We start from the raw sequence: 15,900 nt of genomic DNA, 5'->3' as shown, positions 1-15,900 counted from the left end.
ACCAGCTCGTTCGATAATCGTTCGTTGCAACAGATCGCTCTCCGTCTCGAATGACGGATTCACGTGGAGCCGGTAGTCACGGTCGATCGTGAACAGGCCTCGATCGAAGGCAGCGTGATGGGTCTTACTGAGTGCCAACACGTTCGCCAGATCCGCTCTATGTTCTGGATAGTCACGCCACGACAACACATGTGCTACGTCCAGCAGCCCTGGCTGATCAACCCCGGAGAGCGGGCACGTTTGGTCGTATCGGGCGAGCACTGTCGCTCGGAACTCGGGATCAACCGTACGGGCATGCACTGTCGTTTCGTACGTGCCAGCGCGCAGTTCGGCGTTCGGTGGTGGTGATTCGTCTGTGTCAGCCCAGTCCACAACAGCATCCTCGACAAACTGTCGACCCTCATCCGTCAACACATACTCGTCGGTTCGTTGCGCGACGAGACCCATGCTCCGCAACCAATTCACCCGCTGTTTCGCCATGTCCGTCCGTTCCCGACTCCATCCTACTGCTGGATGGGTGTCTAACTGCTGTGCACTCACCTCACTGAGCGTCATCGGGCCAGCAGACAACGCATACAGGAGACTCCGAAGCCCCACGTTCCGAGTACACATGATCCGGAGCAACGTCGCCATATCACCATCAGAGACGTATTCACGGCCGGTTTGGCTCAGCTCCCAGCGGTCATTTTCCTGATGAAGAAAGCCGACCTGTTGCAGATAGTTCACCCGTCGCATGATCGAATCCCGACTCGAGACGTTCCGAAACCGCTCGCGATGCCAGTCAACGAGTGCGTCTGTCGATGGGTGATAGGCCTCAATGAACGTAAGAATTGCATCCAACGTCTCCACATACTGGGTCCCACCCCCGAACATCGGGACGATACTGCGGAGCCGATTCGACGGCATGGACACACAGTGACAGATCTACGGTATAAACGTTGCTCTGTGACAGCAGGTCCACTGAACACGAACCAGATGAAGCAGAATCGACCGAGGCTTGGACGGCCTCACTGGATCGATCTGACAGGTCACGTCGACAAGCCACTCAATCGTGGCTTCAGACGCCGAGAAATTCATAGTTGCGCAGTCTCAGAACGAGAATAGATAGGTCACGTTCGTCTACCACAGTATGAAGCCATAGTGGTTAGTAGTGGTCAAATTGATTGACCTTCCCCCGCCCACGACGATTCCGTTTTTGGAGGTACAATATCATGACGATTACTGCACCGATGATAGGTGGAATAAACATGCCTAGAAAGAACCCAACAGCCCACATATCGGCTGTTTGCATGTTGTGACTCTGACCGTCATAATAGATCCAAACAGCACCAAGGAGACCAATAAGAAGAGCGAGTTCTCCTGATATTTCGATACCAACCATTACCCAAGTATTTTTATTCTATCTATATACATTTGGTGGTGAAGTAGAGTAGAATTGGCTGCGTCACTGCGACGACCCCGGCGGTATTCGTCCTCAAGCCGAAAGACAAGATTGACCACAGCCTGTTTACGACGGACTGGATGCGCGTATCAGCCATCAGTGGCCTCGTGGAGCCGACGCATCGTTCACAGCGCGAGTTCATCAGCAAACGTATCGAATGGCTGCCCATGCGGCATCGGTCGCGTCGTACGCTGGAACATCACCGTCGCGGGCAGTCGGTGTGAGAAGATCTTCAGTAGCGTTGAGTAAACAGTCGATTCACACCTATCTCCAAGTAGTACCAAAGCATGTTGATCGAGGACTGGCTTAGATCGCCTTTGCCCAGCTGTCGATGTCTGTTGAGTAGTTCGATCGTCTGCTCGTGGGTCGTCATCCAATCGAAGTCCGCAGCGTGTTCGATGAGATACTAATATTCATAATTCATAAAGTTGATAATAATAGAGAGTATGATCGTACTGTCATCAATGTAGTTACCAACTTACCACCTCCCCTCCAGCGATCAATAGGATGATTTGTGCCGTATTGTCGGACAATCTCGGATGTTTTACAGGGATGGAATACATCTATGTACCTACTTACAGGACGAGGGGATATCGGTGCAGCGTCGGTTTCCCTCACTACTGACTGATAGCCACCCACTCATGACACATGATACATACCCAACTGACGAACCGGCTGTCGTAACGTGCGGGCTGCCGTATGCGAATGGTGATCTCCATATCGGTCACTTCCGGACCTACGTCGGTGGTGACGTGTACGCCCGCGCGCTCGAAACGCTCGGTCAGCAGACTGCCTTCGTCTGTGGCTCGGACATGCACGGAACGCCCGTCGCAGTGGATGCAAAGCAAAACGATGAGGACCCGGAAACCCTCGCACTCGACTATTATCGTGAGCACAAAGCACTGTTTCCGGAATTCAACGTCGAATTCGACGAATACGGCCATACGCGCCAACCGACGAACATCGAAATTACCACGCAAATCGTGCAGACGCTCGAAGAGCGGGGCTACATCGACGAACGAGAGGCAACGGTTGCGTACGATCCAGAGGCAGATCAAACGCTCCCCGATCGATACGTCGAGGGCACATGTCCCTACTGTGGCAGCAAAGCTCGCGGTGATGAGTGTGATGAGGGGTGTGGCCGGCACCTTGAACCCGGTGAGATTGAAAATCCGGTCTCCACGATCACGGGCAACGAAGCGGAGTACCGCGAACAGACACACAAGTTCTTCCGACTGTCTGATCTGCAGGAGTACCTCCAGGCACTTATCGAGCGGCTCGAAGGTACCGACAACGCGAAGCACCAACCCCGTGAATGGATTTTCGGTGAACTGGAAGATTGGTGTATCACCCGGGATATCGATTGGGGCGTCGACTACCCTGGAGAGTTGCCAGACGGTCAGGATAGGCTCGTTCTATACGTGTGGGTTGATGCTCACATCGAATACATCTCGGCGACTAAGCAGTATACAGAACGCGCTGGGGCTACTGAGTATGACTGGAAGTCAGCGTGGAAGGACGACGGTGAGATTATTCACATCATCGGTCGCGACATCATCCAACACCACACCGTTTTCTGGCCCTCAGTACTCCACGCAACGGACTACAACGAGCCGCGTGCAGTGCTAGCGAGTGGCTTCATGACGCTCCACGGCAAGGGGTTCTCGAAGTCCCGTGGCCGGGCAATCTGGGCCCGTGAGTATCTCGATGAAGGGTTCCATCCGGATCTCCTTCGCTACTACCTCATGACGACGGGGGGGTTCCAGCAGGACGTGGACTTCTCGTGGGAGAAGTTCAGCGAGAAGGTGAACAACGATCTCGTGGGGACTCTGGGGAACTTCCTCTATCGCTCGCTGCTGTTTGCCCACCGAAACTTCGGCGGCACACCCGAGGCCGATCCTTCCAAAACAGTAACGGCTCGGATTGAAGACGCTATCGTGGCGTTCAACACGGCCGTCAACGAGTACACTGTGCGGGAGATCGGCACGATAGCGGTGACACTAGCGCGCTTTGGCAACGAGTACATTCAGAACAATGAGCCGTGGGCGTTGACTGACTCCGACCCAGAGCGCGCGGCCAAAGTCATCCGCGACTGTGTGCAGCTCGTCAAAGCGATCGCGGTACTCCTCGAACCCGTCGCACCCGAGAAAAGCCAAGCGCTCTGGAAGCAACTGAACGAGGATGGATCGGTTCACGATCAGACGGTGCAGGCAGCGCTTGATCCTCCCTCCCAGGAGTTCGACGCCCCCACGGAACTCTTCGAGACACTCGAAGACGAGCGAGTCGAGCAGTTGAATGCCAAACTCGACAAACGGGTTCGAGAAATCAGTGGCGACGCTGCTGTTTCCTCTGAAGCTAACGGAAACGAACTAGCCGAGGTCGAACCGCTTACAGACGAACGCGTGAGTATGGAGACGTTCGAGACTATCGACCTCAGAACCGGAGAAGTACAATCTGCCGATCCGATTGCCGAATCGGACCACCTAGTGAAGTTGATGGTCGATATTGGACACGAGACACGCCAGATCGTGGCCGGGATCAAACAAAGCCACGACATAGAAGCACTCCCTGGCACTCAGGTCGTGATTGTCGCCAACCTCGAACCGGCCACAATTATGGACCATGAATCCAATGGGATGTTGCTCGCGGCGGGCGAACAGGTTGATCTCCTTACCACAACTGAAGACACCCAGCCTGGAACAAAGATCCGTTAATCTCAGTACTATCTGGAAAAGATTACTAAATTCTATTCTATTATCAAAAATACGGTGACTGGTGCCCGTACATTAACCGCACAGTTTCTATTCTATGTATTAGATGTTTTCTGTATTGTTCCGCCACATTCAGGACACTTAGTCTTCTTTCTCTTAGTACTATAATTGCAACTCTGATATTTATATATTGAATCTCTACTAGATACTAGTTCAATGTTGTAAACTACAATAACTAATAAATCTCTGTAAATATTTTTTGATAACACCCATGGTAAAAACGTACTACTAGATTGGGGGCAGATCATAAGACGGCAACTGGTTGATCAGATTAATACACAGGAATCGCGGCGTTTCATGCTACAGAGTTGATGTTCCGTAGTTGCCCACGGCAACTCCTAGCACGGCCTCGGCATCAAAGCAGATCTAGAAGAAGGATGGGCATCGAAATCCCGGTATCGATCGAAACCTGATCGAGAAGTAGTTTTACACCCGCACAATGCGCAGCAACCGCTTTCACAATTCGTGGGTGGGGAGTCGGCTGAGCGTCCGCCAGTGGCTTGCGCTGTTCGTTCATTACTACAATTTCAATGACCGCATCAAGCGCTTGATGGACGAACACTGGTTCAGGAGGTTATCTAGACAATCCCATCATAGCAATTCTATCGGGAGGATGCCGTTCAGGTGGTCGCTGTAGTCATCAGTCGGGGGGCTCTTCCTACGGCGTTTCCATAGAAGGGACACCCCACCAGTTCCGGCGTTGGGTGAGACAGATGAACTACCCTACGACCTCCGATGGTAACGAGGAGGGAGTACCCTATCAGCTCCGTCGATAGCGAGGAATTTAGCGTTCAAAGGGTAGGGGCGAGCATTGGAGCCGAGGAAGTAATCCGTCCCTGCTCGGTGTCTGGCCCCCACCCCTTCGGTTCCGTCGTTAGATGTGTGGGTCACCTATCTTAAGATCACGACGACTAAGCACACTCCACCAGTTCCGACGTTAGCGACTAAGAAGGGAGGAAATTAGTGTAATTGTACTGGGAGTACTGTTAGTCGTCCGTATTCTGTATCACAATAAGAAGTTATTAGAATTACGTCAGTATACCCATGTCTTTATTACGGTGGCGTTGTAACAACTCCGCAGGACAAAACTCTAGAGAAAAGAAGCAAAGCGATCTCTATATTCTAGATGAAACCTACCAACTAGATAACACAGCTAAATACTGTCTAGAACAGCGTTCTCCTTAGAACCGTGTGTCGTCCTATCTTTCCAGTGGAGGGCCCCGTCCATCAGTAACGACGGAACCGAAGGGGTGGGTGTGTTGGAACCGTAACTGTTCAGAAATTAAGGTGTTATCCTCAGTGGACCGTCGTTCGTAGTAGATTTACGTCGGAAGTCGTGGTGGGAATACTTTTAAGTAATCAGGTTTCGTCGATATCGTTATGTCAGACGGCACCTCGACTTCCGATGAAAGTCGAGATCAGGATTTTCGTGCTTCAGACGGTCAAAACACACAATTTCGTGGTCAAACGTCGGAACCGAAGGGGAGTCTGGATGAGACCGAAAAATCACAATCAAGCGACGAGAATGGCCAGCAATTCGAGGTTGACGACCCACTCTTCTCCCAACGGACGGGGATTTTCCGGAATAAGGAGATGGTCCGCGTCGGTTGGGTACCCGATGGCAATCGAATTGTCGGACGAGATGATTACATCTCAACTATCAGTAGCTGTCTGAACGATGCAGTCTATGGTGGCGCACCAAACCACATCTCAATTACCGGTAAGACAGGAACGGGAAAATCGCTCGTTTCCCGATACATCACCCGTCGAGCTGTCAATGCGTCAGTCGATGATGTCCGAATGGGTCATACGTATCTTGACTGCTCAAAGTCCTCAACCGAAGTCCAAGTCATCTCGACAATTGGGCAACAGCTGAACGACGAAAGTATCTATGACGAAGCTGAAGACATCGTGAAGATGCCCGATACTGGGCTTCCGACAGACAAGTTCTATAAGCGGCTCTGGCAGATCCTTGCTCACTACGATTCAGTTATCATCATCCTTGACGAAGTCGACCTTCTCAGAAGTGACCACGTTCTGATGAGTCTCGCGAAGGCCGTCGAGTCGAATGATACGTCATGCCAAATTGGTATCATCGCAATAAGCAATCAGATCAACTATTTCGACGAGCTGAACCCTCGAACCAAAAGTGCCTTCCAAGCCGTAGAACTCAACTTCGACCCATACAACGCGACTCAAATCCAAGATATTCTTCGAGGGCGGGAGGACGCGTTCCGCGATGGGGTTCTCACAGATGACGTTATTCCACTCGTCGCGGCGTTCTCTGCCCAGGAGCACGGAGACGCACGAAAGGCAATGCGATTGTTCAGGACAGCAGGAGAGCTTGCTGATCGTGAAGGATCGGGCGTAGTCGAGGAACACCACGTGCGACGATCTCAAGACACACTTGAGAAGGATCGATTCCGCGACTTCCTTCAGGGAACCCCGACGCAGATGAAAGCGGCATGTCTCTCGATCGCAGCTAAGTCACTCTACTCGCGCGACGATTACATCATCACAGGCGAACTCTACGATGCGTACCAGCAGATCACTAACGCAGTAGATATGGACACGATCGGGATACGGCGGTTCCGGGATATTCTCGATGAGATGCAGCTCAGTCAGGTCATCGAAACTAAAGAGGTAAATATGGGAAAAGGCGGCGGCCGCCATAATTCTCATCGATTACTCCACAATCCTGAAGTGATACTTGATATTGTGGTGGAGGATACTCGGTTCAGAGCCATCTCCAAAGCCTCGCTGAAACGCTTCGCCTAACCGGCTCGTTCGTAAACTGTCGTGCGACGGACGACCCGGATAACCACTTGTCGCGACAGGTCACAGGGCTCTTTCTCAGTTCTCTCAGTCAGTACTCAAGATGATCTCGATTCGGTTGAGCTTGAAGCAGCAACCAGAGAGCAGACGCCGGTATTGTCGTCGACGCCGTTTCTCGTTCCGCTGAAGTACATATATTATATGGGAGGCGAAAACTTTCTTGCGAAGAGATCTTTTGACTCAGTGTAGGCAGTTCAGTCAAAAAATACTGCTTGATATCGTGTTCTGGATAGCCGAGAAACATCCTGTTCAGCCGAGCAAGTGAATGAATGTTGGTTGTCGGCTATAGCGTACACGGAGGCACCTCCCAATGATAGCGATGCCCGTCGGCCTCTGGACATGCACAGGTACCGTCTGCAGAGAGTGTGTCCCGAGAGGGATCATCCCGAACAGCTGCCGTATCTCCCCAGCACACAACGGAGTTGATTACCCCCTCAATCGGATCGCGACGGCGACCACTTCCTTCCTCGGCACTGCAGTACGTGACACTGCCGGTGTCTTCTCGAACTAGCGCTGGATCGCTCGTAAGGATCCCATACATAGTTGTTGGTACATCATGGAAATATGATAAATGCCTGTTAGGGATGATCCGACACTCAACACACCCCACCATCAGCTACTACTACCAACGATCACAACCATACTATCTCGTAAGCCATTCGAAGCGAATGGCTATCCTCCGTTTTGGACATACTCATTGATCTCCTCTGCAGCTATAGACTGTGGTATCAACATGGTGCTACCCATGTGGAACCCAAAAGCATATACCTAATTACTGGGTTAAATCCGTACTCAAATGTCGACAGAGGATGAATCACTTGTTGATGTTCATTTCGAGTTGGAAGATTCCCCGCCTCTGCTTGATGAAATTACAACCAGGGAAGGGTCGGATCTATCCCAACATCTCCTCAATATCGAAGCAAACCGGCTGTCGATCGCCCAAAGCCAACAAGAACTCCAATCCATCGAAGAGATAACGGATACGATCCAACTATTAGAGCATCAGTTGGATGCGGCGCATCGGGCGCTCTTTCAGATGGACGGAAAAGCGTTGTTTGCTGATGAGGTCGGACTTGGAAAGACGATCGAAGTGGGAATGGTCCTCAAAGAGATGGTCTTTCGGGATGCCCATGATACGTTCTTAATCCTGACTCCGGCACAGCTAGCTACCCAATGGCAGAAGGAGATGGCCGACAAGTTCGGTCTGGACTTTGCCTGCAATTATGATGATACCTTTGCTGGCTTCGATGCCTACGACAAAATCATTGCCAGTATTGATACGGCCAAACGAGATCGATATGCCGAGGAAATCTACGCACGTGACTGGGACGCCCTAATTGTCGACGAAGCCCATTATCTACGGAACAGCGGGACTAATCGATACGACTTCGTCGCAGATATCGACTATCAATACGCCTTCTTTGCGACAGCCACACCTGTTCAAAACGACGTCACGGATCTATACAATATTATCAATCTTATCCGTCCAGGGCTCTTTGGAACGGAATCTGAATTTGAACGGCGCTATGTCCCTGATCACGATGATAGTGGAGTACTAAACGCTGATGAGCTGAATCGGCAACTTCGGTCAGTAATGATCCGTCACAAACGTGGAGACACCGCGATCGACTTCACTGACCGACAGGTTAGGACAAAAACATTCGAGCCAAATACTCAAGAGCAAAAGCTGTACGAAGCCGTCACAGAGTACGTTAAGAGCCATTATTCGATGCAGGATGGACGACACCTCGTCATGTTAATGCTCCAAAAAGAAGTGGTGAGTTCACCGTGGGCTGTCCTCAGTACCGTCGAGAAATGGCTCAACGGTGACGGGCGTGATGTTGTTGGGCAAGAGCGTGAAGAACTTCTCAAAGTCGCAAAACAGGCGAGAGCAATCGGCCGAACGACAAAGCAGGAAAAGCTCCTGAATATCATTGAAGGCGTCAATGAACGGATGGAGACTGGCCGGGCGATCGTCTTCACGCAATTCCACGCCACCCAAGATGCGATCGTGGACGCACTACGGGCCGACGATCGACAAGACGAGATCCCGATTCATACGGTCAGCGGATCGCTTTCGAGCGCGGACAAAGACCAACAAATCCAGCATTTCAGAGAGCGGGGCGGGGTCCTCGTCACCACCGACTCAATTAGTGAGGGAAGAAACATCCAGTTTTGTAATGTAATCGTGAACTATGACCTCCCGTGGAATCCGATGAGCGTCGAACAGCGCATCGGTCGAATCGACAGGATCGGTCAAGACCGCGACGTTTACGTATACAATCTAGCGCTGGAAGGAACGATTGAAGACTATGTCCTTGAGAAGTTGTATGGGAAGATCGATGTCTTCCATCAGACCGTCGGTGGACTGAAGGAAATTCTTTCGGAGCGAGAGCAGTCGACCGGCCAGTTCGAACAGGAGGTGCTCCAACAGATGATAGAGGCGGATTCTGAACGGGAATTAGAGAACAATTTTGAGGAGATGTCTGTTGATCTGGAAGGAGATATGAGATCTGCAAAGAAAGCACAGCGGTTCAATGAGGAAGTCTTTGAGGGCTTCGAGACTGGAGAAGGCCAAGCATGAATCCGACTCAGAATAGTAACACGGCATATCATAGACAGCTCTACTGTATAGGTCACCATGGAATCTGAAGTTGACACCTCCATTCTAAACAGCGTTAACATCAAGCGCTTCACCAAATCTGTCCTGGAGGAATACGGAGCCGAGATCGATCGGTCAAATAGTGCTAAGTGGGAGGTCACTTTCCCAGGCGAACTCTCGCGACGACTTGATCGTGACCACGGAACGTTGGTATTTGATGCTGCTGATCGTGAACTGGGATCCGGTGACCTTCTTGTCCAGCCGGGAACAACAGTATTCTCTACCCTACTAAATCTTGTACAGCAACCGGGGAGTATCGGTCGACTTCGATTAACAGAGGACACTCTCCAAGTAAATCCGCCCACCGTGCTTCAGGAGTCAGATCTGACGGTGGAGATTACTGACTTCAGCGAACGCACATCCGACGTTGCTCTGGCATTTCATTTTCGGGCACAATTCGAAACCCCCTCGTCGTTCCACAATGAAGAGATGTTTTCCGTAACTGTTGATCCAGTAACACAGGCGAGACTGCCAGAATTAACGAAACGGCTTGTATCTCATCTCCCACAGCTTCTTCAACAAAATAACGAGCATCCACCCCGCAACGTTTCGGACACACAGGTACAACAGGCCTTCGAAGAAGCCCAGCAAACTGTGATCGATCGGTCTCGCCCAATTATCTCTGAGTTGAAAGAGGAAGCAGATGATAGCGCCAGTGAACGGATTCAGGAAATTACAGATTGGTATGATCAGCGTCGAAGCGAACTCGATCAGCAACTAACGGAACAGCGCCAAGAGATCCACAAATGGGAGAACAAGCGTCGTAAAGCCCGTAAGGACAGCACCCGCCGCAAATACATCACAAACCGAAGAGAGGCAGAGCAGGAATTGACCCAACTGCAGAGAAAGATAGAAGAAAAGAAAGAAGAACTGAATGCCGAAGAGAGGACAGAAATTGATAAGGTTATCGATAGGAACGAGATTGATGTTGATGTATCACTCATAGGTGTGACAGAGGTAGCGTACGTTCGGGGAATCCTGGCATTGGAACTCAGCTCCAACCATACTGCTGCGACCGTTGAACTCTCCTACCTCCCAGCTACAGATGCCTTCCGAGGCTTGGATTGTAGCGTCTGTTCGCAAGATCTAACTGAAGGGGTTCTTCCAAAGCTGTGTACAAATGGACACTTGATCGGCGATCCGTGTGCTACAAGTTGCCGGAGTTGCGGGCTGACGTACTGTGAGGACTGTGATGGAACTGAACACTGTACACCGTGTGTGGTCTGTTGGGAGGATGTGTGTCAGGAGTGTCTACAGACGTGTGCCTCATGTGGAACAGCAGTCTGCGCTGATCACAGCGAATTCTGCGACAGTTGTGAATCAATAACCTGTCATCTCTGTGGTGAAGAGTGCGCTACAGGCGGGACGTTCCATTGTGATTCTCATCTCACGCACTGCTCAGACTGTGATGATCACCACTGTGATGTGCATACACGGCGATGTAGCGTTTGTGAATCACCTCGATGTGAAACAGATATTGAGCGGTGTTCAGCCTGTGATGACCTGATTTGTTCCGACCACAGTGCTATCTGCACCATGTGTGGTGAGACCCTCTGTGAAGAACATACCGAAGTCTGCGTGACATGTGCTGAGGGACAAGACAGTGAGGAGAAAACGTTCTGTCAAACTCATGCAACCCAGTGTTCGGTCGGTGAAGAGACCGTGTGCTCCAACCACCGTGTCTCTAGACCACTCGGCACTGGACATCTGTGTCAGAATCACCATGACACGTGTGACACCTGCGAGATTATATACAGTATACCCGTGTTGAACGACGGTCAGTGCACAGCATGCCGATCACTCGGTGACGTTGCCCAAACCCAGATACCGACTGAGATCGCATCGGACTTCCGCTCCGTGGAGGCCGGTAGTAATGATGCGTATATGGTGATCCTTGGCAAGAAATTGCTGGGACGTAACAAGGTCGTCATATATGATGTGCAAGCAGAACAAGAAGTTGATCGATATAGTGCGGGGATGCTGAAACAGCTCATGGGGGCGTACAAATGAGTAGACACACAGACGTTCAGACATGGGCGGAAGACGCTGATTCGCTCGCTGAGTTTATTGAAAAAGCAGAAAGCCATGATATTCCCGAACATGTCCAAGCGTCGCAGTTACTTGAACAGGTCTGGGAGCGGGAGATCCCGCAGGACAGGGTTCTCAAAATACTTCGACGTGAGCGCGAGCGACTAGCTGAGTATCAGAGCGTTTCATTCTCCGAAACGTCGCGAGCCCCCCGATACGTGGATCTCAACGACCTCGAGTTGGTGTCTGGCTATGAATTTGAGCATATTCTTGCTGAGATTCTCCGCCGAGTGGAGGGTGATGCCACAGTTACAGAAGGTTCCGGGGACCAAGGGGTCGACGTTGTGTGGGTTCGTGAAGCCACCACTGTTGGGATCCAAGCGAAGGCATACAACATCAATAATCCAGTTGGAAACAGTGCTGTGCAGGAGATTCATACGGGATCGGTCGTTCGACAATCAGAATTTGCAATCGATATCCCTGCAGTCGTTACAACATCTCGGTATACTGAAGGCGCAAAAGAGGCCGCCGAAAATTCGAATGTTACGCTCTACAACCGCACAGATCTAGAACAATGGTTATCACAGGCTGAACTCGATGCAGAAGCGATGGGCGAACTTCTCGATAGTGTCTAGTAGGCTCAACGATGAATACACCATTTACGTGGCATCGTGAGTCGAGCCCTCTGGATCAATCAAGTGCTGATAGGTTGTGGATCCGGTAATCTCGTGCCGAACGCAAGCAGATGAGTGAGACGACTGGTGCTAACTCACAGAACGCCATAGCATCAAGACGATGGTGAACATGATGTTTATTTCAAGAATAATAAGATATAGGGACACGGTGACTGTCCCTCTCAAAACAGGATGGTATGAAGACAAGTAGGGTGGATCACGAGAGTTGATGCTCATGCCTTTGGAGTCAGTGCATAGCTCGGTTGATGCGGTGGTAGCCACGCGATTCTCATAGCTTTTCGCACTTCAAGAATAATAGTGGTGTTGTATACCTACCACTTCAGTCCAAACGGTGAGGGAGATCTGTGGTCAGCGATACGACCATCTTCGTCGATTGTGAGGCAGTGGAGTTTGATAAATTCAGTCGCTTCTTTGAGTTCTGGTCGGTCTTTCAGTAACTTCTCATCGCTTGCGAGCTGCTGTGCTTCTTCGTCACTGGCTGGAAGAAAGAAGGGGACAACGATATCATATCCTTCCGCCTCTCGACGAAGATACGGCTTGAAACGTCTACTTGCTCCAATCCACCCTTTTGCGTTTCTGGGATTCATTTCGTCGGACAACCGTGCATCTTTGACGATATACTGGAGGATCTCCCGTGCTTTATCAACAATACGTTCTGCCTGTAACTGGGGCTCATCGAATCCATCCGCAAGCGCAGATGTTTGAGGGTTGTCAAATATGTCTTCGACCATCGACACATCTACCTCGGGATGGCAAATCTGACGATTCTGCAAGTCTGTGAATACATCTATCTCATGCTGCTCACCGATATGGTCACGCAGATAATCCCGGACTGCCTGTCGCAATCCCTCAGTCGAGAACTCATCACCTTCCGGGCTGATGAGAGCTACCTCACCGCTTCGCCCTGCAAAGCTGTACAAATCCGGCTCCGCAAGCGGTGCGATCATCCCGAGAGTGTCAGTTTCGAGATGGAAGCCGTATGAGAGTAGCCGTGAACGCGACCAGTTGTCTTTGAGGGGATTCGTGTTCCTCCCATAGTATTTGCTGTCGAGGATTGCAACCGTCCCTTCGTCCGATGTGATCACATGGTCAGGCTGGCTGGAGAAGGTGACATCGTCGTCTTCGAACAACCGGTAGAATTTCTTTTCGACGGTCAGCCCATCCAACCCACGTATCATCGGGTTTTGCTTCAGCTTGTTCAGTTCTTCTTCCAGAACGAGTGCACTATACTCTTCAAACAGCGATTCCATCCCCAGGATGTACTCCATGAGTAGTTCCTCACGACCCTGATCAAGAGGCTGACCGACAGACGAGGAGAGAATAGACTTCGAGATTTCTACGGCTTGCGTGTAGTAGTAACGCTGACGGGGAATGTCGCCGATCGTAATATCGGGGACGTCAGCTAGACGGATGCTCTCGCCTGTGACGCCTCGTTGTTCGAGTCGTTGTATAGCGCGTTCAAGGCGGGAGAATATCCGGGTATAATGGGAATTGCCGCTCCCACCAGCATACAGGTAGAAAAGGCGTTGGAGTTCCAGGCCAGCCTTGTAGATGAGATCGTTTACCGGGATGCTGTACCTGACGATTTTCTGTATGAATTCATGTTTTTGGATTCCATTCGGAACCCGGAAATTTCTCAAGCTGTTCCTGATATCAATACGGCCTCGCGCATCAAGCGCAGATACGCGTCGACGCTCAAAGGAGCGGATAAAACCGTGACGGAAGATTTCGTCGACGCTGTTCAGATAGTTGACCGCAACAACGATAAATACGTCCTCAATCCCGATATCGTCAGCTAGAAATTCGCGGATGGGAATTCCCTGATATTCGAGGGCGCGACGCTGCTCACCGACATCGAGAAACATATCGAGAATATCACTCCACCCGATTTTCGGATCGATCTGGAGCGTGGCAGTAGGGGTGAGGTTGACGATACCGACGATGTCTTCGACATCGATAACAAGAGAGTCATCCCGAACCTCAACCGTGACCACTTTCGGCTCGGGCGTGTTGTTCGAGGTGTGGATGCGCTTGATGTAAGTGTTCGCGGCCTCACCCTCGATGAACGCTGCCCGTTTCAGCTGTTCCACAATATCTGGCGGATACTGATCAACCGTCTCCTTGCTCTTCTCTTCAACCTGGATACGCGGCTCAAGTGCCCCCTCAACGTTTCGACCGTCACCCAGACGAGTACTCATCGCCCACTCAGTCGCTGTTCTTCGCTTTGATACCGCTGTTCGGCCAGATCAATCGCGGGCGCGAGATCGAAAACCTCGAACACCTCTTGTAAACGTTGGTAGTGATTTGGCAGCTGCTCAATCTGCGGGAACGTCGCATCGTTGAGGAGCCGTGGCAGGATATAGATCTTAAACGCTTCACCGACAGCGCGCGCTGGCTGGTCGCTGTAGACGCCGACACCTGGTTCGCTGGACGAATCACGATCGGTTGTGGTCACTGTTCCAAGGAAGTCAACCACGTCACGGTAGTGCATGGGACCGAACTCGTGGATCCCCTCCCCGGTGTCCTGTCCGTAGTTAAGACCTTCATAGTCAGCATGGAAGAGGTCAACCAATCGTGACGTGTCGATAGTGGGGCAGTCGATTGTATTACCAACCCACTTTCGGAAGAGGATATCTCGCTCATCTTTGTCATAGCCACCGACCTTGATCATCGCAAACCGTCGGGTGATCGCGTCATCAAGTTCGTTGACTGTACGGTCCGACACGTTCATCGTACAGATGATTTTCACACGCGGGTCAAGCGTGATTGTATTATCTTCGGTCTCGAACAGTGTCTGAGAACGGTTTTCGATTGCAGTGTAGAGGGGACCGAAGATTCGAGAGATGTCGGCTCGTGTTAGTTCGTCGATAATGAGTCCCCAGTTCTCATCGAACGATTGAGCTTTGAGAACGGCGCTAGAGACACAGCCCGGTTCTTTGACGTATTCAACGGTGTCATTGGAGTGGTCCGGTGCAATACGTCCGATGATGTCCTGATCGGTCCACGATGGAGCGGCGGTTTCGATATTGTATCCGACTGCGGTGTCCATCGCCAACTGCTTCGCTAATGTTGTCTTCCCGGTTCCTGTCGGTCCGTAGAGGACGACTGGTTTGCCGACGGCGAGTGCGCCAAGCGCATTCTTCCAGATTGAGTTTGGAACGGCAACGGTGAGATCTCGTGGATCGTCATCGCGGGTGACGATATCACGCTTCAGATCATGTGAGATAAGTCCAGAGCGTAGGATGGCTTCCCGAATGGAGCCGATACCACGTTCTTCGTCGTGGAGGATGTCGACAGGATCATCGCCAAACTTGTCATCAAGTTCGTTGAGAAGATAACGAATGACGTCGGGGTCGGCTGCTTCTCGAATAACGCGCTCGGCTTGTTCCTTGTTTCGTGTGATTTCCATATTTAACTGTTTAACATCTTCAAGCAAATATCCGGACGGCGACTCCTTGCGACTCATTA

The 15,900-nt window shown here is 51.1% G+C and carries 9 protein-coding genes and 1 pseudogene; 6 read left to right on the top strand and 4 right to left on the bottom strand.

From position 1 onward, the window contains the following. Both EIK79_RS11635 and EIK79_RS11630 read right to left on the bottom strand, forming a co-directional pair. The coding region (locus EIK79_RS11635) for an HNH endonuclease (RefSeq protein WP_221621740.1) at positions 1–906 on the bottom strand (906 nt) is incomplete at its 3' end. A 238-nt stretch (positions 907–1,144) separates the two neighbouring features. Then, positions 1,145–1,381 (bottom strand): hypothetical protein, encoded by a 237-nt coding sequence (locus tag EIK79_RS11630; RefSeq protein ID WP_124955284.1) that lies wholly within the window; start codon positions 1,379–1,381, stop codon positions 1,145–1,147. Between the two features lie 701 nt (positions 1,382–2,082). Here EIK79_RS11630 and metG point away from each other — a divergent pair. From metG to EIK79_RS18475, 6 genes and pseudogenes are all read left to right on the top strand, one after another. Then, the gene (gene metG, locus EIK79_RS11625) at positions 2,083–4,155 is read left to right on the top strand and encodes a methionine--tRNA ligase (protein ID WP_124955283.1); all 2,073 of its coding nucleotides are present in this window, start codon (positions 2,083–2,085) and stop codon (positions 4,153–4,155) included. Positions 4,156–4,612: 457 nt separating this feature from the next. After that, a pseudogene (locus EIK79_RS11620) lies at positions 4,613–4,794 on the top strand (IS6 family transposase); the annotation flags it as partial. Between the two features lie 798 nt (positions 4,795–5,592). Then, positions 5,593–6,990 (top strand): Cdc6/Cdc18 family protein, encoded by a 1,398-nt coding sequence (locus tag EIK79_RS11615; protein WP_124955282.1) that lies wholly within the window; start codon positions 5,593–5,595, stop codon positions 6,988–6,990. Between the two features lie 853 nt (positions 6,991–7,843). Further along, complete coding sequence (locus EIK79_RS11610) at positions 7,844–9,631, top strand: DEAD/DEAH box helicase (protein ID WP_124955281.1); 1,788 nt, start codon at positions 7,844–7,846, stop codon at positions 9,629–9,631. 57 nt (positions 9,632–9,688) lie between these two features. Further along, the gene (locus EIK79_RS11605) at positions 9,689–11,719 is read left to right on the top strand and encodes a hypothetical protein (protein ID WP_124955280.1); all 2,031 of its coding nucleotides are present in this window, start codon (positions 9,689–9,691) and stop codon (positions 11,717–11,719) included. Next, positions 11,716–12,372 (top strand): restriction endonuclease, encoded by a 657-nt coding sequence (locus tag EIK79_RS18475; RefSeq protein WP_124955279.1) that lies wholly within the window; start codon positions 11,716–11,718, stop codon positions 12,370–12,372. Before EIK79_RS11605 ends, EIK79_RS18475 begins: the two co-directional genes overlap by 4 nt. Before the next feature lie 371 nt (positions 12,373–12,743). Here EIK79_RS18475 and EIK79_RS11595 read toward each other — a convergent pair whose 3' ends face one another. Together EIK79_RS11595 and EIK79_RS11590 are read right to left on the bottom strand one after the other, a co-directional pair. Beyond that, positions 12,744–14,630: a 5-methylcytosine restriction system specificity protein McrC gene (locus EIK79_RS11595; RefSeq protein ID WP_124955278.1), complete on the bottom strand. Its 1,887-nt coding sequence runs from the start codon at positions 14,628–14,630 to the stop codon at positions 12,744–12,746. Then, complete coding sequence (locus EIK79_RS11590; protein WP_221621739.1) at positions 14,627–15,841, bottom strand: AAA family ATPase; 1,215 nt, start codon at positions 15,839–15,841, stop codon at positions 14,627–14,629. Before EIK79_RS11590 ends, EIK79_RS11595 begins: the two co-directional genes overlap by 4 nt. Positions 15,842–15,900: the final 59 nt, after the last annotated feature.

The organism is Halocatena pleomorpha (assembly GCF_003862495.1).
GTDB classification, from domain to species: Archaea; Halobacteriota; Halobacteria; order Halobacteriales; family Haloarculaceae; genus Halocatena; species Halocatena pleomorpha.
This window is presented reverse-complemented; position numbering and strand designations above follow the sequence as displayed.

Bases quoted from the DNA above. Each gene is read 5' to 3' on its own strand.
- metG (WP_124955283.1), top strand. From the start codon at position 2,083: ATGACACATGATACATACCCAACTGACGAACCGGCTGTCGTAACGTGC.
- EIK79_RS11595 (WP_124955278.1), bottom strand. From the start codon at position 14,630: ATGAGTACTCGTCTGGGTGACGGTCGAAACGTTGAGGGGGCACTTGAG.
- EIK79_RS11610 (WP_124955281.1), top strand. From the start codon at position 7,844: ATGTCGACAGAGGATGAATCACTTGTTGATGTTCATTTCGAGTTGGAA.
- EIK79_RS11605 (WP_124955280.1), top strand. From the start codon at position 9,689: ATGGAATCTGAAGTTGACACCTCCATTCTAAACAGCGTTAACATCAAG.
- EIK79_RS18475 (WP_124955279.1), top strand. From the start codon at position 11,716: ATGAGTAGACACACAGACGTTCAGACATGGGCGGAAGACGCTGATTCG.
- EIK79_RS11590 (WP_221621739.1), bottom strand. From the start codon at position 15,841: ATGGAAATCACACGAAACAAGGAACAAGCCGAGCGCGTTATTCGAGAA.
- EIK79_RS11615 (WP_124955282.1), top strand. From the start codon at position 5,593: ATGTCAGACGGCACCTCGACTTCCGATGAAAGTCGAGATCAGGATTTT.
- EIK79_RS11630 (WP_124955284.1), bottom strand. From the start codon at position 1,381: ATGGTTGGTATCGAAATATCAGGAGAACTCGCTCTTCTTATTGGTCTC.